19 protein-coding genes and 1 pseudogene are annotated in these 16,685 nt (G+C 65.9%); 12 read left to right on the top strand and 8 right to left on the bottom strand.

Annotated elements, in window-relative coordinates; translation table 11 throughout:
- The first annotated feature begins 36 nt into the window (after nt 1-36).
- Nucleotides 37-513, top strand: a complete 477-nt coding sequence (locus VR74_RS21185) for a thermonuclease family protein (RefSeq protein WP_299950825.1) — start codon at nt 37-39, stop codon at nt 511-513.
- 3 nt (nt 514-516) lie between these two features.
- On the opposite strand, the gene VR74_RS15565 is transcribed toward VR74_RS21185, so the two are convergent.
- The gene (locus VR74_RS15565; RefSeq protein WP_045698382.1) at nt 517-1,194 is read right to left on the bottom strand and encodes a Fe2+-dependent dioxygenase; all 678 of its coding nucleotides are present in this window, start codon (nt 1,192-1,194) and stop codon (nt 517-519) included.
- Between the two features lie 99 nt (nt 1,195-1,293).
- Between VR74_RS15565 and VR74_RS15560 the strand changes: the two genes are divergently transcribed.
- On the top strand, nt 1,294-2,085 hold the full coding sequence (locus VR74_RS15560; RefSeq protein WP_045698380.1) for a hypothetical protein: 792 nt from the start codon (nt 1,294-1,296) through the stop codon (nt 2,083-2,085).
- On the opposite strand, the gene VR74_RS15555 is transcribed toward VR74_RS15560, so the two are convergent.
- The gene (locus VR74_RS15555) at nt 2,068-2,658 is read right to left on the bottom strand and encodes a TlpA disulfide reductase family protein (protein ID WP_045698378.1); all 591 of its coding nucleotides are present in this window, start codon (nt 2,656-2,658) and stop codon (nt 2,068-2,070) included. The genes VR74_RS15560 and VR74_RS15555 overlap by 18 nt on opposite strands.
- Before the next feature lie 38 nt (nt 2,659-2,696).
- Here VR74_RS15555 and argH point away from each other — a divergent pair, with 38 nt between their 5' ends.
- Genes argH through VR74_RS15525 form a run of 6 tightly spaced genes read left to right on the top strand, consistent with a single transcriptional unit; the run spans nt 2,697 to nt 9,617 of the window.
- Entirely contained in the window at nt 2,697-4,094 is a 1,398-nt protein-coding gene (argH, locus tag VR74_RS15550; protein WP_299950823.1) for an argininosuccinate lyase, read from the top strand.
- Between the two features lie 5 nt (nt 4,095-4,099).
- Nucleotides 4,100-4,336 (top strand): lipoprotein, encoded by a 237-nt coding sequence (locus VR74_RS15545; RefSeq protein WP_045698376.1) that lies wholly within the window; start codon nt 4,100-4,102, stop codon nt 4,334-4,336.
- 2 nt (nt 4,337-4,338) lie between these two features.
- Complete coding sequence (locus VR74_RS15540) at nt 4,339-4,584, top strand: hypothetical protein (protein WP_045698375.1); 246 nt, start codon at nt 4,339-4,341, stop codon at nt 4,582-4,584.
- Between the two features lie 10 nt (nt 4,585-4,594).
- Nucleotides 4,595-5,869 (top strand): diaminopimelate decarboxylase, encoded by a 1,275-nt coding sequence (lysA, locus tag VR74_RS15535; RefSeq protein WP_045698374.1) that lies wholly within the window; start codon nt 4,595-4,597, stop codon nt 5,867-5,869.
- Complete coding sequence (locus VR74_RS15530; protein ID WP_045698372.1) at nt 5,848-8,571, top strand: DUF4175 family protein; 2,724 nt, start codon at nt 5,848-5,850, stop codon at nt 8,569-8,571. Before lysA ends, VR74_RS15530 begins: the two co-directional genes overlap by 22 nt.
- Before the next feature lie 56 nt (nt 8,572-8,627).
- Nucleotides 8,628-9,617, top strand: coding sequence for an MBL fold metallo-hydrolase (locus VR74_RS15525; RefSeq protein ID WP_045698370.1), 990 nt, complete (start codon nt 8,628-8,630; stop codon nt 9,615-9,617).
- Nucleotides 9,618-9,715: 98 nt separating this feature from the next.
- On the opposite strand, the gene VR74_RS15520 is transcribed toward VR74_RS15525, so the two are convergent.
- The 4 genes from VR74_RS15520 to VR74_RS15505 form a co-directional block, all read right to left on the bottom strand.
- Nucleotides 9,716-10,288 carry a cob(I)yrinic acid a,c-diamide adenosyltransferase gene (locus VR74_RS15520; RefSeq protein WP_045698368.1) on the bottom strand — a complete coding sequence of 191 codons (573 nt, stop codon included), beginning with the start codon at nt 10,286-10,288 and terminating at the stop codon, nt 9,716-9,718.
- A gap of 9 nt (nt 10,289-10,297) precedes the next feature.
- Nucleotides 10,298-10,510 carry a twin transmembrane helix small protein gene (locus tag VR74_RS15515; protein WP_045698366.1) on the bottom strand — a complete coding sequence of 71 codons (213 nt, stop codon included), beginning with the start codon at nt 10,508-10,510 and terminating at the stop codon, nt 10,298-10,300.
- Nucleotides 10,511-10,590: 80 nt separating this feature from the next.
- Entirely contained in the window at nt 10,591-10,899 is a 309-nt protein-coding gene (locus VR74_RS15510; RefSeq protein ID WP_045698364.1) for a cell division protein ZapA, read from the bottom strand.
- Entirely contained in the window at nt 10,900-11,193 is a 294-nt protein-coding gene (locus tag VR74_RS15505) for a DUF4164 family protein (protein ID WP_045698362.1), read from the bottom strand. It abuts the gene before it with no gap.
- Between the two features lie 100 nt (nt 11,194-11,293).
- Here VR74_RS15505 and tkt point away from each other — a divergent pair, with 100 nt between their 5' ends.
- Nucleotides 11,294-13,270 carry a transketolase gene (tkt, locus tag VR74_RS15500; RefSeq protein WP_045698360.1) on the top strand — a complete coding sequence of 659 codons (1,977 nt, stop codon included), beginning with the start codon at nt 11,294-11,296 and terminating at the stop codon, nt 13,268-13,270.
- 10 nt (nt 13,271-13,280) lie between these two features.
- On the opposite strand, the gene VR74_RS15495 is transcribed toward tkt, so the two are convergent.
- Entirely contained in the window at nt 13,281-14,057 is a 777-nt protein-coding gene (locus VR74_RS15495) for a hypothetical protein (protein WP_299950821.1), read from the bottom strand.
- Complete coding sequence (locus VR74_RS15490; protein WP_045698358.1) at nt 14,054-15,289, bottom strand: MFS transporter; 1,236 nt, start codon at nt 15,287-15,289, stop codon at nt 14,054-14,056. The genes VR74_RS15495 and VR74_RS15490 overlap by 4 nt, the downstream gene beginning before the upstream one ends.
- Nucleotides 15,290-15,413: 124 nt before the next feature.
- Between VR74_RS15490 and VR74_RS15485 the strand changes: the two genes are divergently transcribed.
- The 3 genes and pseudogenes from VR74_RS15485 to VR74_RS15475 all read left to right on the top strand — a co-directional run.
- A complete protein-coding gene (locus VR74_RS15485; RefSeq protein WP_045698357.1) occupies nt 15,414-15,776 on the top strand; it encodes a metalloregulator ArsR/SmtB family transcription factor in 363 nt (120 codons plus the stop codon).
- A 1-nt stretch (nt 15,777) separates the two neighbouring features.
- Nucleotides 15,778-16,314, top strand: coding sequence for an SRPBCC family protein (locus tag VR74_RS15480; RefSeq protein WP_045698355.1), 537 nt, complete (start codon nt 15,778-15,780; stop codon nt 16,312-16,314).
- Between the two features lie 130 nt (nt 16,315-16,444).
- Nucleotides 16,445-16,685 (top strand): annotated as a pseudogene (locus tag VR74_RS15475) (hypothetical protein); the annotation flags it as partial.

Raw genomic sequence — 16,685 nt, 5'->3', positions numbered from 1 at the left:
GCGCCCAGCTTCCCCTCCTCATCCGAGGAGGCTGGCATGGCGTTCAAGTTCACCATCAAACCCTGGGTCGCTTCGGCCCTCATACTGGCATCCTGCGCCGGGATCGTGGCCTTGGCTGCACAGGCGGCCACGGACGGTCCCGCAAGTGTCTACTGGTCGGACGGCGACAGCGGCCGCCTGCCGGACGGCACGAAATTCCGCCTGCATGATGTCGATTCCCCGGAAACCGGCAGCCTGCGCCAGCGCGGCGGCGCCAAATGCGAAGCCGAGCGCGTGCTCGGCTACACCGCCAAGGAGGCGGCCGTCGAACTGACGCGCGACAGGGACATCGTCATTTCGCGCGCCTACGGGCCGGACCGTTACGGGCGCCAGGTCGTCGATCTCAAAATCGGCGGCAGGGATGTCGCGCAGGCCCTGATTGCGGGCGGCACCCACAAGGCATGGAATTATGATGGCGGTGAGGACAAGCCGGACTGGTGCCCCGCGGGCGCACGCCGGGCAGTTTCGCCCTAGCCGTCACCCGCCGGACCAGCGCCGCAGCAGGTTGGAGATCACCTTGTCGAGCACAAGGTGCTCAGGATCATTCGCTGCCAGTTTGCCCGCGAGCGAGGCGCGCAAATTTTCCAGTTCGAACAAGGCCTCGCGTGCCTGCGGATCGCGCACGGCGCTTTCGATCCAGCCGATACAGGCCAGCCGCTCGCCGCGCGTTACCGGGCGCACTTCATGGATGTCGCCCGACGGGTAGAGCACAAGGTCGCCCGCCGCCGGCTTGGCGGCATGTAGGCCGCCCTGCGTCTCGACCACCAGTTCGCCGCCATCATAGGTGTCCGGTTCGCTGAGGAAGAGGGTGAAGGACAGGTCGGTGCGCACCCGCTCGTCACCGGCGCCGACCCGCGCATTGTCGACATGGCGGCCGTAGAAGCCGCCCTCTCCGGTCCGGCTCAGCATCAGGCGGGAGAAACGGTGCGGCTGGGCGGCGCCAGCCAGCACAGGATGGGACACTATGGCCTCCATCAGGAAGGCGTGCAGCGCCTCGCCGGGCACGGATCTCAGATTGGCCTGCAGGTTGCGCTTCACCGCTCTCGCCCGCCCTCCGGCCGTGCGCGTGCCATCAACCCAGTTCAGGGTCTCGGCCTTTTTCCGGACGCGGGCCAGGTCGCGCGCATTCAGCAGATTGGCGATGGTCAGGAACATGAACTGTAAAATCCCGCTGAAAGTTATTGAGAATGACTTGCAGGTGCTAGCGTATCGGGCGTAGGTTCAGCGCGCAATCGAAACCCCGGAGCTGCGACGATGACCTATACCCCGAAACGTTGGATTGGGCTTGGCCTCGGCGCCGCTTTGCTCGGCTCGGCCGCCTGCGGCGGTCCGGGGGATGCGCCGGTCAAGGCTGACCCGCCCGCTCCCAAGCTGGCCGATGCCCCCGCATCAATGGCGGGTGAAGGCGGTGAAGGGGGCGGCGAAGGCGGTGCCATGGCGGGTCACGCTGACATGCAGACGCTTCCGGTCGACAAGCGCGTGGCCTTCATGTCCGGCCATGTCGCCGCCGGTCTCGCCCTGTATCGCGCCGGTGCGCCTGACCAGGCCGCCCGCCACCTGCTGCACCCCGTTTCGGAAACCCATGCGGCTGAACGCGCGGGCATTGATGCCCTCGGCTTTGACGCCGCCATTTTCGAAAATGTGTCAGCCGCGCTCGACGCCGGCAAGTCGGCGGATGAAATCGCGCCCCAGCTCGACGCAGCCGAAGCCAATATCAGCCTGCTGCAGCAGAACGCCAATGGCGACCCGGTCGGCCAGATCGATTTCCTCATGGATACCTGTCTCGAGGAGTACACGATTGGCGTCGTGAACGGCGTCATCGACAATGCCGGGGAATATCAGGACGCCTATGGCTTCTCGGTGGTTGCGCGCGATATTGCCAAACGCCTCGGCACGCCGGAATCAGAGCCGCTGGTCCTGGAACTGGAACTGCTTGTCCGCATGTGGCCGTCAGAGGGCCCGCTTGCCGACAGTATCCCGGCTCCGGTCAGCGAAATTGCCGCGCAGGTCAGCCGGGTGAAGCTCGAACTATCCGGCCTTGGCTAGGAGCGCATCGATAAACCCGATCGCTTCGATCGAGGCCCAGTCGGCATCGCCCGCGAGGCGGGCAATCTCCCGCCCGTCCGGTCCGTACAGGATGCTCGTCGGAAAGCCTTTGACCCCTGCCTCATACACGATTTCGTAGTTTTCAGGTGGGGCGATGTGGAAGGTGATATTCGCCGCGCCAAGCTCGCCGAGCCGCCTGGCCGCGTAGGCCTTGTCGTCCATCCCGTCGACACTGATCGCCACCACCTCGAACCCATCGCCCCCGCGGGCCTTCTGCAAGGCGCCAAGCGACGGCATTTCCCGCTCGCACGGCGCACACCAGGTCGCCCAGTAATTGACCAGAACGGTCTTGCCCTTCCAGGCGTCCAGCGTGACGGGTGTGCCGTCCGCCGCGAACATGCTGGCGGCAGGCGCGGCCTCTCCCGCCGAGGTGAAATCCAGCTTGGCCATTTCGCCCCTGGCATGGCGTTCAAGCGGATTTGACGGCGCCTTTCCGCCCGCTGCGCTGATCAGCACATAGACAATCGCGGCAAGGGCGACCAAGAAGAGGCCGATAAAGGCTAGGCGGGTCATCGGAAGCGGTCTCCTGGCGTCGAATGAGGGATATGGCAATGAACCAGGGCAAAGGCCAGACAATGTGGGGAGGACGCTTTGCCGCGACTCCCTCCGAAATCATGGACGAGATCAATTGCTCGCTCGATATCGACCGGCGCATGGCTGAGGAAGATATTGCCGGAAGCCGCGCCCACGCTGACATGCTGGCCGAAATGCGCATCATTTCCGACGACGACAATGAGGCCATCCAGTCCGGCCTGGACGCTGTGCTCGGCGAGTTGCGCGATGGCAGCTTCCCGTTCCGGCGCGAGCTGGAAGATATCCACATGAATGTCGAGGCGCGCCTGAAAGAGCTGATCGGCGCTCCGGCCGGCCGCCTCCACACGGCCCGCTCGCGCAATGACCAGGTCGTCACCGATTTCCGGCTCTGGACGCGAAGGGCGCTTGACGGGGCAGGGGCGCTGGTCGCCGATCTGCAGGCTGCCCTCGTGCGCCGCGCCGACGAGCATGCCGCCACCATCATGCCCGGCTTTACCCATTTGCAGACCGCCCAGCCGGTCACCCTCGGCCACCACCTGCTCGCCTATGTCGAAATGGCCTCGCGGGACCGGTCGCGCCTCGCCGATTGCGCGGTGCGGCTGAATGAATGCCCGCTCGGCGCGGCGGCGCTGGCCGGCACGGGTTTTCCGATCGACCGGGACATGACCGCCGAGGCGCTCGGCTTTGCCCGGCCCATGGCCAATTCGCTGGACGCGGTTGCCTCGCGCGATTTTGCCCTCGAGGCGCTTGCGGGCCTCTCCATCGCGGCGACGCACCTGTCGCGTCTCGCCGAAGAGATCGTCCTGTGGACCAGCCCCCAGTTCGGCTTTGCCAACCTGACGGATGCCTGGTCGACCGGCAGCTCGATCATGCCCCAGAAGCGCAACCCGGATGCGGCAGAACTCGTGCGCGCCAAGGCGGCGCTCATCACCGCGAATTACAGCGCGCTTCAGGGCGCCATCAAGGCCCTGCCGCTCGCCTATGCCAAGGACCTGCAGGACGACAAGCGCCTCACCTTCGAGGCCTTTGACACGTTCAACCTGTGCGTCCGCGCCATGACCGGCATGGTGGAGACGATCCGATTCAAGCCCGATGCCATGCGCGCCGCCGCTGCGCGGGGCTTTTCCACCGCGACCGATCTGGCCGACTGGCTCGTGCGCGAACTCGGCCTGCCCTTCCGCGAGGCCCACCACGTTACCGGCACGCTGGTCGCCAAAGCGGAAGAGACATCCTGCGACCTCGCCGAACTGCCTCTGGCCGACATGCAGGCCGTCCATGCCGGGATCACGCAAGCCGTGTTCGATGTGCTGACGGTCGAGGCATCTGCCTCATCTCGGACATCTTATGGCGCTACAAGCCCTGTTCGCGTCGCTGAACAAGTGGCACAGTGGAAACAGAGATTGCGACTGGAGTAACCCGAATGAAACGCCCTCTTCTGCTCGCTGCTGTGCTGATCGCTGCCGGCAGCCTCTCCGCTTGCGGCCTGACAGGCGACCTGAAGCGCCCGTCCCCCCTGTGGGGTGATCCGAACGAGACGCTTGAGCCCGCCAACCTGCCGGACCAGGCCGAATCCGACCTGCCTCCGCTGCCGGAACGCGAGACCGGTCCCACCGACGAAGCCGATGACGAGCTGCTCGGCGGCACAGACGGTAACTGATCATGTTGCCGCCTGCCCTGCGCCGCGTGCGGTTCGGTGCCGTGTCCCTGACTGGCGCGCTCCTGCTTGCCGCCTGCCAGATGAATGGGGCCCGCGTGACCCCGCCCGCCTCGCCGGTCCAGCCGCTGGTCGTGCCGGTCGTGCCCGTCGACCAGGATGGTGAACGCATCAACCAATGGGGCGGTATCGTGCCGGATACCATACCCACCGTGCCCATCGATGATGGCGGTCTCGGCGAAGTGGAATAGACAGGCCTGAATGCATCATTTTTCCTATCAGAATAGCAGCCTTCATTGCGAAGGCGTAGACCTGAACGCGGTGGCAGATGCCGTCGGCACGCCCTGCTATGTCTATTCCTCGGCCACGTTCCGCCACCATGCCCAGGTCATCGCGCGGGCGTTCGAAGGCCAGGACTGCCTGATTGCCTATTCGGTGAAGGCCAATGGCAATCTCGCCATCCTGTCGACGCTTGCCCGCGAAGGCTGCGGCGCCGACGTAGTCAGCGGCGGCGAGATGCAGCGCGCGCTGAAGGCCGGGATCCCGGCCAGTCGGATCGTGTTCTCCGGCGTCGGCAAGACGGCCCCGGAAATGGACCTCGCCCTCAGCCACGGCATCCACCAGTTCAATGTCGAAAGCGCCGGCGAGCTTCGCCTCCTGTCGGCAGTCGCCAGCGCCCTCGGCAAGACGGCGCCGATTGCCCTGCGCGTGAACCCGGATGTCGCCGCGGGCGGCCACCCCAACATTTCGACCGGCAAGAAGGGCGACAAGTTCGGCATTCCGTGGAGCCAGGCCGAAGCGCTCTATGCCGAAGCCGCCACCCTGCCCGGCATCGCCGTGGTCGGTGTCGATGTGCATATTGGCAGCCAGATCGGAGACCTTGTGCCGATGCGCGCCGCCTTCGAGAAGATTGTCGGCCTGACCGGGCGCCTGCGCGCGGCAGGCCACAGTATCAGCCGCATCGATGTCGGCGGCGGGCTCGGCATCCCCTACAAGGCGGGCGACGCGCCTGCGCCGCCATCGGCCTATGCCGGCATGATTGCCGAAGTCATGGCGGGCCTCGGCGTCCAGGTCATCCTCGAGCCGGGCCGTGTCATTGCAGGCAATGCCGGCGTCATGCTGGCAACCGTCCTCTACGAAAAACCGGCGCCCGACCGCACCTTCCTGATCCTTGATGCCGGCATGAATGATCTCATGCGCCCGGCGCTGTATGATGCCCACCATGATATCCTGCCTGTGGAAGAGGCGGCCGCAGATGCTCCCACCGCCGCCTATGACGTGGTTGGCCCGATCTGCGAGTCGACCGACAAATTTGCCGTTGCCCGGCAATTGCCGGCCGTCGCCCCGGGCGACAGGCTCGCTTTCATGTCAGCCGGGGCCTATGGCGCCGTGCTGTCTTCGGCTTACAATGCTCGTCCGCTGGTCCCGGAAGTCCTGGTCCACGGTGACAGGTTCGATATCGTGCGGAGGCGACCCACCTTCGACGAAATGGTAGAGTTGGAGCAGGTGCCAGATTGGCTGACCCGGACGGCATAAGGGCGATCAAGGCCAAGGTTTCCGCGACATGGCGGAAGCTGACGCTGTTTGCGCTTGGCCGCGCCTTCTGGCCGCTATTCGTCTTTGTCTGCCTGTTCCTCGCCATGGCCATGGCAGGCGTGTTCGACCGCGTCCAGCCTGCCATCGGCGCGGTCATGACCCTCGTCTTCTTCCTTGGCGGGGCCCTGCTCTTCCTGCGCGGGTTCCGGCGTTACCAGCCGCCGACGCAGGACGACGCCCGCGATACGCTTGACCGCCAGTCCGACCTTCGCCCGCTCGCCTCGCTGACAGACCGCCCGGCGGACCCGTCCCGCGGGGCGCAGAGCCTCTGGCGCCACCACCGCGCCCGCCTCCTGGCCGAAGTCGGCAACCTGCGCGCCCCGTCGCTGCATGCCGCATGGAAAGCGCTGGACCCGTATTTCCTGCGCGCCATCCTGCCGGCCGCCCTTGCCGCGATTGCGATTATCGCCTGGACCGATGCGCCGGGCCGTATCGGGCGGGCCCTGGCACCGGATTATGGCGCGCTGGTCGGTGCCGATGACATGGTGGTCGAGGCATGGATCACGCCGCCCGAACATACCGGCCGCGCGCCGATCTTCCTGAAGCCCGGCCTTGAAGGCGTGCGCGTCCCGAAGGGGTCCGAAGTCACGCTGCGCACACAGGCGCCATCCGCGCCGCGCCTCGTCATGCAGGGCAAAAAGCACCGCAAGCAGGCCTTCCTCGCCACGCCCGACGGTGCCTTCGAGGCGCGGGCGAAGATCGAGGAAGACACGCGCCTGTCAGTGCGCTGGTGGGGCGAACGCGCCGCGTGGCGCCTGCTCGCCTCGCCGGATGATCCGCCCACCGTCAAGTTCGTCTCGATCCCCTCCATCGGCTCGCAGGACCGTATCGCGTTCACCTGGAGCGCGGCCGACGATTATGGCGTGACCCGGCTGGAACTCGCCATATCCCTGCGCGAACCGAACCCGGCCGCGCCGGACGCGGAAGATCGCGTGCCCGTGCCCTTGCCCGGCGTATCCGCGACGCAAGGGTCGGACACCGTCCAGCTCGACCTGACCCGCCATCGCTGGGCAGGGCTCGCCGTCAACCTGCGCCTCGTCGCCACAGATGGTGCCGGACAGGAAGGCACCAGCGAGACCGTGCCCTTCCTCCTGCCTGAGAAACTGTTCCTCGAGCCGATCGCGCGCGTCGCCCAGGAAGTGCGCGTCACCGTGCTGCGCGAACCGAGGCCCTATGCAGAATTGCCGAAGAATGACGATGCCCTCCAGCCGGACGCGCTGAACACGGCGGCTGCCAACCGTCTCGCTTCGGCCCCGGCGGGCGTCCAGAAGGCGGCGATGATGCTCGATGCCGTCACCTTCAAGGGCGAGCAGTACATGCCCAATATCGCGGCCTTCCTGACATTCCGTACGGCGCAGGGGATCCTCTCGGCGGCCAGCACCAAGGATGAGGCCGATGCGGTCGATCCGCTGCTCTGGGCCCTCGCCCTGAAATCCGAATATGGCAGCGCGGCCGATGCGCTTCGCCGTCTCGAGGCCGCCCGTCGGGCGCTCGAACAGGCCCTGCGCGACGGCGCCTCGGAAGAGGAAATCAAGCGCCGCATGGAAGCCTTCCGCGATGCGGCGAACAATTACCTTGCCGCCAAGATGGCCGAAGCCATGGCGAATGGCGGTGAGGAACCTGCGTCGAACGAGGATGGCGAGGCATCGGCCGGCGGCCCGAACCTTGGCGGGCAGGATTTTGAAGACATGCTGCAGGCCCTGCAGGACCTGACCGAAACCGGCGCCACCGACCAGGCCCGCCAGCTCCTGTCCGACATTACCGACATGCTGCAGAATCTCGAATTCCAGAAAGGCGGCGGCGGCAGCGGCATGCCGGGCATGCCCGGCGAGCAGGCCGAGAATGAAGATGTGCCCCCGGAAGAACAGGAACTCACCGATGCGATGAAGCGCCTGTCCGATATCCTGCGCGAACAGCGCCAACTCAATGACGACACGCTGGCGCAGGAGCGCGGCGAACGCCCCGGCGAACAGCAGGGCGAGGGCCAGCAGCCAGGTGAGTCAGGCCAGCAGCCGGGCGGTGAAGACCCGTCCGGAAACCAGCAGGCCGGTGATGGGTCTCAGCCCGGCGAAACGCCGGGCGCAGGCTCGGGCGAAACCGATTCGGCGGAAAATTCCGAAACCGGGTCCGGCCCCGGCGAGCGCCCGTCCGGCCAGACACTCGCCGAACGCCAGGCCCGCCTTGGCGAACTGGTTGAACGGCTCGCCCGCGAAAAGGGGCTCGGCGAGGGTGGAGAGACCGGTGAGAATGCCCTTGAGGGCCGGATTGATCCTGATGCGCTCGCCGATATCCGCCGTGCACAGAGGAGCGCTGAAGAGGCGCTCGAACAGGGCAATGAACGCCGCGCCGCACGCAATCAGGAACTTGCCACCCAGCTCCTGTCGGAACAGTCGAGCAGCCTGGCCGAGGCGCTGGACGAGATGCGCGCTGCCCGCTCGGGCCAGGGCGATCCCGGCAATTCCACCGATCCCTTCGGCCGCAATGCGTCCGGCGCCGGCAATAATGGCGAGAATGTCAACATCCCGGATGCCGGTGAACGCCAGCGCGCCAAGGATATTCTCGATGAGCTGCGACGGCGCTATAATGAGGCTGACGACGAGGAAGAACGCGAATACCTGCGCCGCCTGCTGGAACGCTTCTGATCTTGCAAGCCGGCACCAAGCCTGCCTTGATACGGAAATAGTCGAGGAGACCGCGAATGGCACAGCGCTGGAACTATACCAGGGGCCTCAAGGATATCGGCAACGGGCTCTATGCCTGGCTGCAGCCGGATGGCGGCTGGGGCTGGTCGAATGCGGGGCTGATCGTCGATGGCGGCCAGTCTCTTCTGGTGGACACGCTGTTCGACATGAAGCTGACCGCCGACATGCTCAAGGCCATGGGTGACGCCACCGGCCTCTCGCCGGACGATATCGGCGTGATCGTCAACACCCATGCCAATGGCGACCATACGCACGGCAATGGCTGCTGCCAGCATGCCGAGATCATCGCGTCCGAAGCCAGCGCGCGCGAAATGGAAGACGTCAATCCGGCCCTGCTTGCCCAGTTGCTCAAGATGGCGCCCGGCATGGGCTCGGCCGGGGCCTATTTCTCCGAGATTTTCGGCATGTTCGATTTTGCCGGGGTTACCGAGCGCGCCCCCACGCGCACTTTCTCCGGCAGGCTCGATCTCAAGGTCGGCGACAAGGCGGTGGAGCTGATCGAGGTCGGCCCCGCGCACACGGCGGGTGACGTGCTCGTGCATGTGCCGTCAGACCGTACGGTCTTCACTGGCGACATCCTGTTCATTGACGGCACGCCGCTGATGTGGGCCGGCCCCGTCTCCAACTGGATCCGCGCCTGCGACCGGATCTGCGAGATGGATGTCGATGTGATTGTCCCCGGCCATGGTCCGATTACGGACAAGGCGGGCGTTCGCCGCGTCGCCGATTATCTGAACTATATCGACGCCGAGGCCCGCAAGCGGTTTGATGCCGGGATGGAAGTGCGCGAAGCCGCGCTGGACATCGCCCTCGGTGACTATGCCAGCTGGGGCGACGCCGAGCGGATCGCCGTCAATGTCGATACTCTCTACCGGGAATATCGCGGCGACGGAATCGTCACCCCCGCCCTCGGCCTCTTCGCCCTGATGGCCGACACACGCGACGCGATGCGGAACAGGCGAGTACACGAAAAGCGCTCATCCTGAGCGAAGTCGAAGGATAGGGCGCGGGCCGCGCGTATGGGTTTCCATCGCACGGGGCGCGTCCTTAGGCTTCGCTCAGGATGAGCCCCTTCTGGAGCTTGCTACCTGTTCGCCCCCGGCACCCATTTGATGTCATCCTTGCCATCATTGTTGGCAACCCGGCCGATCACGAACAGCCAGTCCGACAGGCGGTTGGCATAGGCCAGCGCCTCGGGGCTCACCACCTCATCCTCCATCGCAAACAGTTCGGCAATCTGGCGCTCGGCCCGGCGGCAGAGCGTGCGGGCGACATGCATGTGTGCGGCCAGCGCGCTGCCGCCGGGCAGGATGAAACTGTCCAGCGGCGCAATATTGACGTTCATCGCGTCGATCTCGGTCTCGAGGCGTTTGACCTGCGCCTCGACAATGCGCAGCGGCGTCCATTCCAGCTTCGTGCCCCGGTCGGGCGTCGCCAGGTCTGCGCCGAGGTCGAACAGGTCGTTCTGCACCCGGCGCAGCGCCGCCAGCATGTCGCCCTCGGCATGCAGCGCCGCGACGCCCAGCGCCGCGTTCACTTCGTCCACGGTGCCATAGGCCGCCACGCGCGGATGCCACTTGTCCAGCGGCTCGCCAGTCGACAGGCGGGTTTTGCCCTTGTCGCCGGTCCTGGTGTAAATCTTGTCGATCCTGACCATGGCGGCCCCCTAGAATCCGATCTTGAACGCCCCGGCCAGCGCGCCCAGTGCCACGAGGATGGCGATCACGATGGCCTGCACGAAAATGCGCATGCGCATCAGCTTGTTTGACCGGCTGGCCTGGTTCTCGTCGGTACGGGCGAGATTGGCGATGCCGAGGCCGAGAACAATCACGAGTGCGGCGATGCCGACATAGAAGGCGATGGACAGGAAGAGTTGCATGATGGCGGCCTTTCCGGCTGTGTCACCTGTCTATATGGCCCTTCGCCTGCCTTGCGGCCATGCGCAAAGGGTCGCGGGTTTCAGTGCCCGCTTTCAATCCGCGCCGCGAGGGCCTCGATCCGCTCGGCTGCGCTGGACAGGGCATCGGCCACTTTCTGCTCGGCCTGCGCCGCGCCCGGTTTCGCCCGGCGCGCTGCGTCCAGCTCGTCCAGCAGCGCCAGCGAGGCAATCAGCAGCAGGCGTTCCTCGCCAATATCGCCGACCGCCCCGGAAATCTGGTCCACCCGCGCGTTCAGCTGCTCGGCCAGCAGCTGGATGCGGGTTTCCTGTCCCGGTGCGCAGGCAATCGAATAGGCCCGGCCGCGCAAGGTGATATCCGCCTTTGCCATCTATTCCTGCTCGTCCCGGGCTTGTGCGCCGTCCTTGCGGAGGGCGGCGCGGACTTCCTCGATCGCTGCGCCCAGCGCCTCGCTCGCCTCGTCGGCCAGGGCCTGCAATTCTTCCTCACGGGCGAGTGACGCATCCAGTTCTTCGGCCATGCGGGCACGGTCCTCAACCAAAGCGGCCAGCTCTGCACGGGTCACGGCCGGGTCCCCGGTTCGCGACATAAGCGAGTCGAGCGCCCCCTCGAGGCGCTTGATGGCCGCATCCAGGCGGCGGGCAGATGGATCAAGCTCGGTCATATCTCCAATGAACTAACGGCATTGCAGCGATCCGCCAAGCGGCTTGACGTGTCGGCGGGAGTCTGGCCTACGACGATTGAAGATATTTGGAGATAGCAGAATGGCTGTGACAAACCGGGATATGGCGAATGCCATCCGCGCCCTGTCGATGGATGCAGTAGAGGCGGCCAAGTCCGGCCATGTCGGCCTGCCGCTTGGAATGGCCGATGCCGCGACGGTGCTTTTCCGCAAATTCCTCAAATATGACCCCACCGATCCGGCCTGGGCCGACCGTGACCGTTTCGTCCTTTCGGCCGGGCACGGGTCGATGCTGATCTATTCGCTGCTCCACCTGGCCGGTTACAAGTCGGTCAGCCGCGACGATATCCGGAATTTCCGCCAGCTTGGCGCGAATACGCCTGGCCACCCGGAGAATTTCCACACAGCCGGCGTCGAAACCACGACCGGCCCGCTCGGCCAGGGCATCGCGACCGCTGTCGGCATGGCGATTGCCGAACGCCACCTCAATGCCCGCTTCGGCGACGAGCTTGTCAACCACAAGACCTATGTCATCACCGGCGATGGCTGCCTCATGGAAGGCCTCAGCCAGGAAGCGATCACGCTGGCCGGGCATTTGAAGCTCAATCGCCTCATCGTCCTGTTCGACGACAATGCCGTCACTATTGATGGCAGCACGGACCTGTCGGATTCGACAGACCAGTGCGCCCGTTTCGAAGCGTCCGGCTGGGTCACCCGCAAGGTTGACGGCCATGACGAGAAAGATGTCACCGCGGCGCTGAAATGGGCCCAGACCCAGAAAAAGCCCGTCTTCCTCGCCGTGAAAACCATCATCGGCTATGGCGCGCCCAAGATCTCCGGCACCGGCAAGGCGCATGGCGGCCCCTATGGCCCCGAAGAGATTGCCGGCATCCGCAAGAATATCGACTGGCCGCATGAGCCATTTGCCGTCCCCGCCGCCATTGAGGAGGCCTGGGCCAAGGCTGGCGCGCGCGGCAAGCCGGATCGCGACGCCTGGGCCAAGCGCCTCGCCGCCTCGCCGAAAAAGGGCGAGTTCAGCGCCGCCATCGCCGGCCGCCTGCCGAAGAATCTCGGCAAGGCCATCATCAAGCACAAGAAATCCGTTGTTGAAGGCGGCGAGTCCAAGGCGACCCGCCAGTGGAGCGGCGCAGCCCTCGAAGTCATCACCGATCTCGTCCCGGAAATGATCGGCGGCTCGGCCGATCTGACCGGCTCGAACAATACGCTGACCTCGCACACAGCTGTCCTGTCGCCCGCCAACTGGAGCGGCCGCTACATTCATTATGGCGTGCGCGAGCATGCCATGGCCGCTGCGATGAACGGCATGGCGCTGCATGGCGGCGTCATTCCCTATTCCGGCACCTTCCTCGTGTTTGCCGATTACAGCCGCGCGGCCATCCGCCTCGGCGCCCTGATGGGCACGCGCGTCATCCATGTGATGACGCATGATTCCATCGGCCTCGGCGAGGACGGCCCCACCCACCAGCCGGTCGAACATATCGCCAGCCTGCGCGCCATGCCGAACATGCACGTCTACCGCCCGGCGGACGGCGTCGAAACGGCCGAATGCTGGGAACTCGCGCTCGAGAATGCCGAAGGCCCCGCCACGCTGGCGCTCACCCGCCAGGGCCTGAAGCCCGCCCGCAAAGAGCATACGGACGAAAACCTCTGCGCCCGCGGCGCCTATGTCCTGTCAGACTGCAAGGGCAAGGCCCAGGCCCAGGCCGTCATCATCGCCACCGGTTCGGAAGTCGAGATTGCGCTTGCCGCGCAGGACCAGCTCGCGAAAGACGGCGTCAAGGCGCGCGTCGTCTCGATGCCGTGCATGGAACTGTTCGAAGCGCAGGACGCGGCCTACCAGCAGGCCACCCTCGGCGGCGGCGTGCCCCGCGTGGCGGTCGAAGCCGGTGTCCGCTTCGGCTGGGACCGCTGGATCGGCCATGATGGCGGCTTTGTCGGCATGGACAGTTTCGGCGCCAGCGCCCCCTACCAGGCCCTCTACAAGCATTTCGGCATCACCGCCGAAGCCGTCGCAGCGGCCGTCAAGGCGCGGGTTTAGGCACCCGCGCTCACACCGGTTGCCGGAAACGATCCACCGCAATCGCCTCGCCCGCTTGCCTGTGCCCGGCCAGCAGGCGCTCGGTCAGGCGCTGGTAGTGCAGGATGAAACCGGCGACCCAGTCGCGCCGTGCCGCGTCCAGCGTGCCGGGCGCGAGGCCCAGAGTCGATTCTTCCTGTTCGATCCGCCAGTCATGCACCGCCGCAAAGCCCGGCGCATCGAGATAGATAAACGCGTCGGCCATGTCCCACAGGCGCGCATACGGCCCGGCCAGTTGCGCTTCCTGGCAGGCCCGCCATGTGCCGTCGGCATCGCTGGCCTCCACCGCATTGAGCGGCGGGGCCCCCGCCGTTGCCGGGTCTGCCGCCACGCCCAATAGCCAGCCTTCGAGGAAGATCACGCGCGGCGCGCCCCGCACCACGGTCCACGCGTCCGGTGGGCGCCTGTCATCAGTCGCCTTGTCAAATACCGGCACACGAATGGGCTCGTCCGGCCCGGCCGCCATCAGTCGCGTCAGCGTCTCCATCAACAGCGCCACATCATGCGTGCCCGGCGGCCCGCGTGTGGCGAACAGGGGATGCACGTCGCGGGCAAGCGCTTCCCGTTCGGCCCTGGTCAGGTAGAAGTCATCCAGTGCCAGCGCGACCGATCCCGCAATCGCCTCTGTCAGCGTGGCCATGGCGGTCGACTTGCCGACGCCCTGCGGCCCGGCAATGAAGATGATCCGTGCGCCCGCATCGACCGTCCGGGAGGCAAGTTCCAGCAACCGGTCTGCCAGCGGCGTCATGCCTTTGCGTCCTTCTTCTCCCGCCGCAGGCTGAGGAAGCACAGAACCCACAGGCATGCCGACATGCCGAAGGCCAGCGCGGCATTGCCCTGCCACCCGGCCAGGTCATAGGCCGTTGTCCCGGCCCAGCTCGCCGCACCGCCGCCGATGAACATCATCACGATGTACACGGTCATCAGGCGCGTGCGGATCTCGGGCGCCTTGTTCAGGAAGGTCATGCGGTTGCACACATCGATCAGCGGCCCGCCGACATTCATGATCACGATCGGGATCATCAACAGCCACAGGCTGTGGCCGAAAAAGAACAGGAGCGTCACGCCGAACAATTGCGTCGTCGCCACGGTCAGCCTTGCGCGGCGCGGGCCCACCTTGTCGGCCCATGCGCCAAGGCGCGGCGTGGTGAACACGTTGAAGATGGCAAACAGCGCCAGATAGCCGACCGTGTCCACGCCATAGCCCATGTCAGGGCTGGTCAGGTGCAGGCCAAGGCCCATCCACACGGACAGGAAAATGCCGAAGCCGAGCGCCTGGATGGTGCCGGAGAGCAGGATTTCCTTGTTCTGTCGCACGATGGGACCAATCGATGCGATCAGCCCGGCATAGCTCTGCCCCGGTGCCGCCACAGTGCGCGAATCCCGCTTCTCCATGATCATCGGCAGGGCAAATGTCACCGCCATCATCAGCACGGCGGTGACGTAATACACGCTGCGCCAGCCGAAATGCTCGCCCAGCACGCCGGCGCCCGCGCGCGCCACCAGGATGCCGGTAATGATGCCCGTGGTGATGATCGCCGTTGCCTGGCCAAGGTCGCCCGCCGCCACGCGTTTCGACACATAGGTCGGCAACAGGTAGGGCGCGATGGTGAAAAAGCCGAGCACGGTCGAGGCGGTCACGAACAGCCAGTATTCCTGCGCCAGCGCCATCACCACCACCGACAGGAACTGGGCCGCGACAAAGATCGACACCAGCCGCCGGTTGCTCACCCAGTCGCCCAGCGGCAGCAGCAGCAGGATGCCCAGCGCCAGCGCGATCTGGTTGAACGCCGGCACCATGCCGATCATCGCATGGCTGACGCCGAAATCATCGGCCACGACCGCAATGATCGGGTGGATGTAATAGGCGTTCGCCGTCACCACAGCCGTCGCCGCCGACAGGAGGTAAAGCTCGCCTTTCGACAAGTGTTTCGGCGGGGCGGGGGAGGGCGTTTCGGCGCGGTCAGGCGAAGGGGTCATGCCCCAACCCAGCCCGATCACCCGCCCGAACGCAAGCCATCACCGTGAGGCAGGCGCTGTCACCCCCCAGAAAAATATTCAACTAAGCGGTTGACTATTGCGCGCCCGCATTATATTAAACCATATGGTTGAACAAAACGCCCTCCAGCTCGACACCGTCTTTCACGCCCTTGGCGATGCCACCCGGCGGCACATGCTGCGCCAGCTGGCCGACGGCGAACAGACGGTCAGCCAGCTGGCCGAACCGTTCGAGATGTCGCTCGCCGCCGCCTCGAAACACATCAAGTCGCTTGAGAAGGCCGGGCTGATCCGCCGCGAGGTGCGCGGCCGCACGCATATCTGCCGGCTGGAGTCCGGGCCGCTGGCCAGCGCCAGCGAGTGGCTCGTCTTCTACGAACACTTCTGGACCGGCCGCCTCGCCGAACTGGAACGCCTCATGCGCGAAGCATCGCCCGCCCCGCAATCTCCCAGGCCGAAAGGAAAATAGCATGCCCCACCTCACCAAACTCGACCCCTATGGCGCGCTGATCGAGCCTGCCACACTGAAGATCCAGCGCCTGCTGCCCGGCCCGATCGAGCGGTGCTGGGACTGGATCACGGATGCGGACCTGCGCCGCCAATGGCTCGCCTCCGGCGTGATGGACCTTACCGAAGGCGCCCCCTTCGAATTTACCTGGCGCAATGACACGCTCACCAATCCGCCGGGCCAGCGCCCCGAAGGCTTCAGCGCCGAACACAGCATGAAATGCCGTATCGTGACGGTCGATGCCCCGCGCCTTCTGGTCATCACATGGGGCGAACAGAGCGAGGTCTCCTTCACCCTCACCCCGCAGGGCGGCGAGGTGCTGCTCACCCTCATCCACCGCCGCGTGCCGGACAGGAACACCCTGCTCAATGTCAGCTCCGGCTGGCACACCCATCTCGATGTCCTCGTGGCCCGCATGCGGGGAACGGATCCCTCGCCCTTCTGGCCAGCCTGGCTCGCCCGCAAGGCCGAATACGACCAGCGCCTGCCACAGGCCTGACCCCCACCGCCCCTCCGCCCGTCACGGCGGAGAGGCTTCTCTCCCCCATTTCGTACCCGCAACCTGCCGCCGCCACGCGCCTTCCGGCAAAATTGTCCCACACTTCCGGTCCCGGACTATACTGGGCCGCATGCATTCGCGTCACGCCCGCCTCTATGCCCATGTCATGGTCCTGTTCTGGCCGTGGCTGTGGTGGCAGTTGCGGGTGATCGGACGCTGGCAACGCGAAACCGGGCGCGACCTGATGCTCGGCGTCGACACCTTCGGCAATGTGCGCGTCCGCTGGGTCGGGGACGAGCCGGGCACGGAACCCTTCCGCGCGCCGGTCTCGGCCCGGCTGGCCCGCGCGCTCGACCCTGAACCGGATGCCC

Source organism: Hyphomonas sp. BRH_c22, assembly GCF_000961795.1.
Classification (GTDB): Bacteria; Pseudomonadota; Alphaproteobacteria; order Caulobacterales; family Hyphomonadaceae; genus Hyphomonas.
The sequence above is the reverse complement of the archived record's forward strand: the minus strand, read 5'-3'. Positions and strand labels throughout refer to the sequence as shown.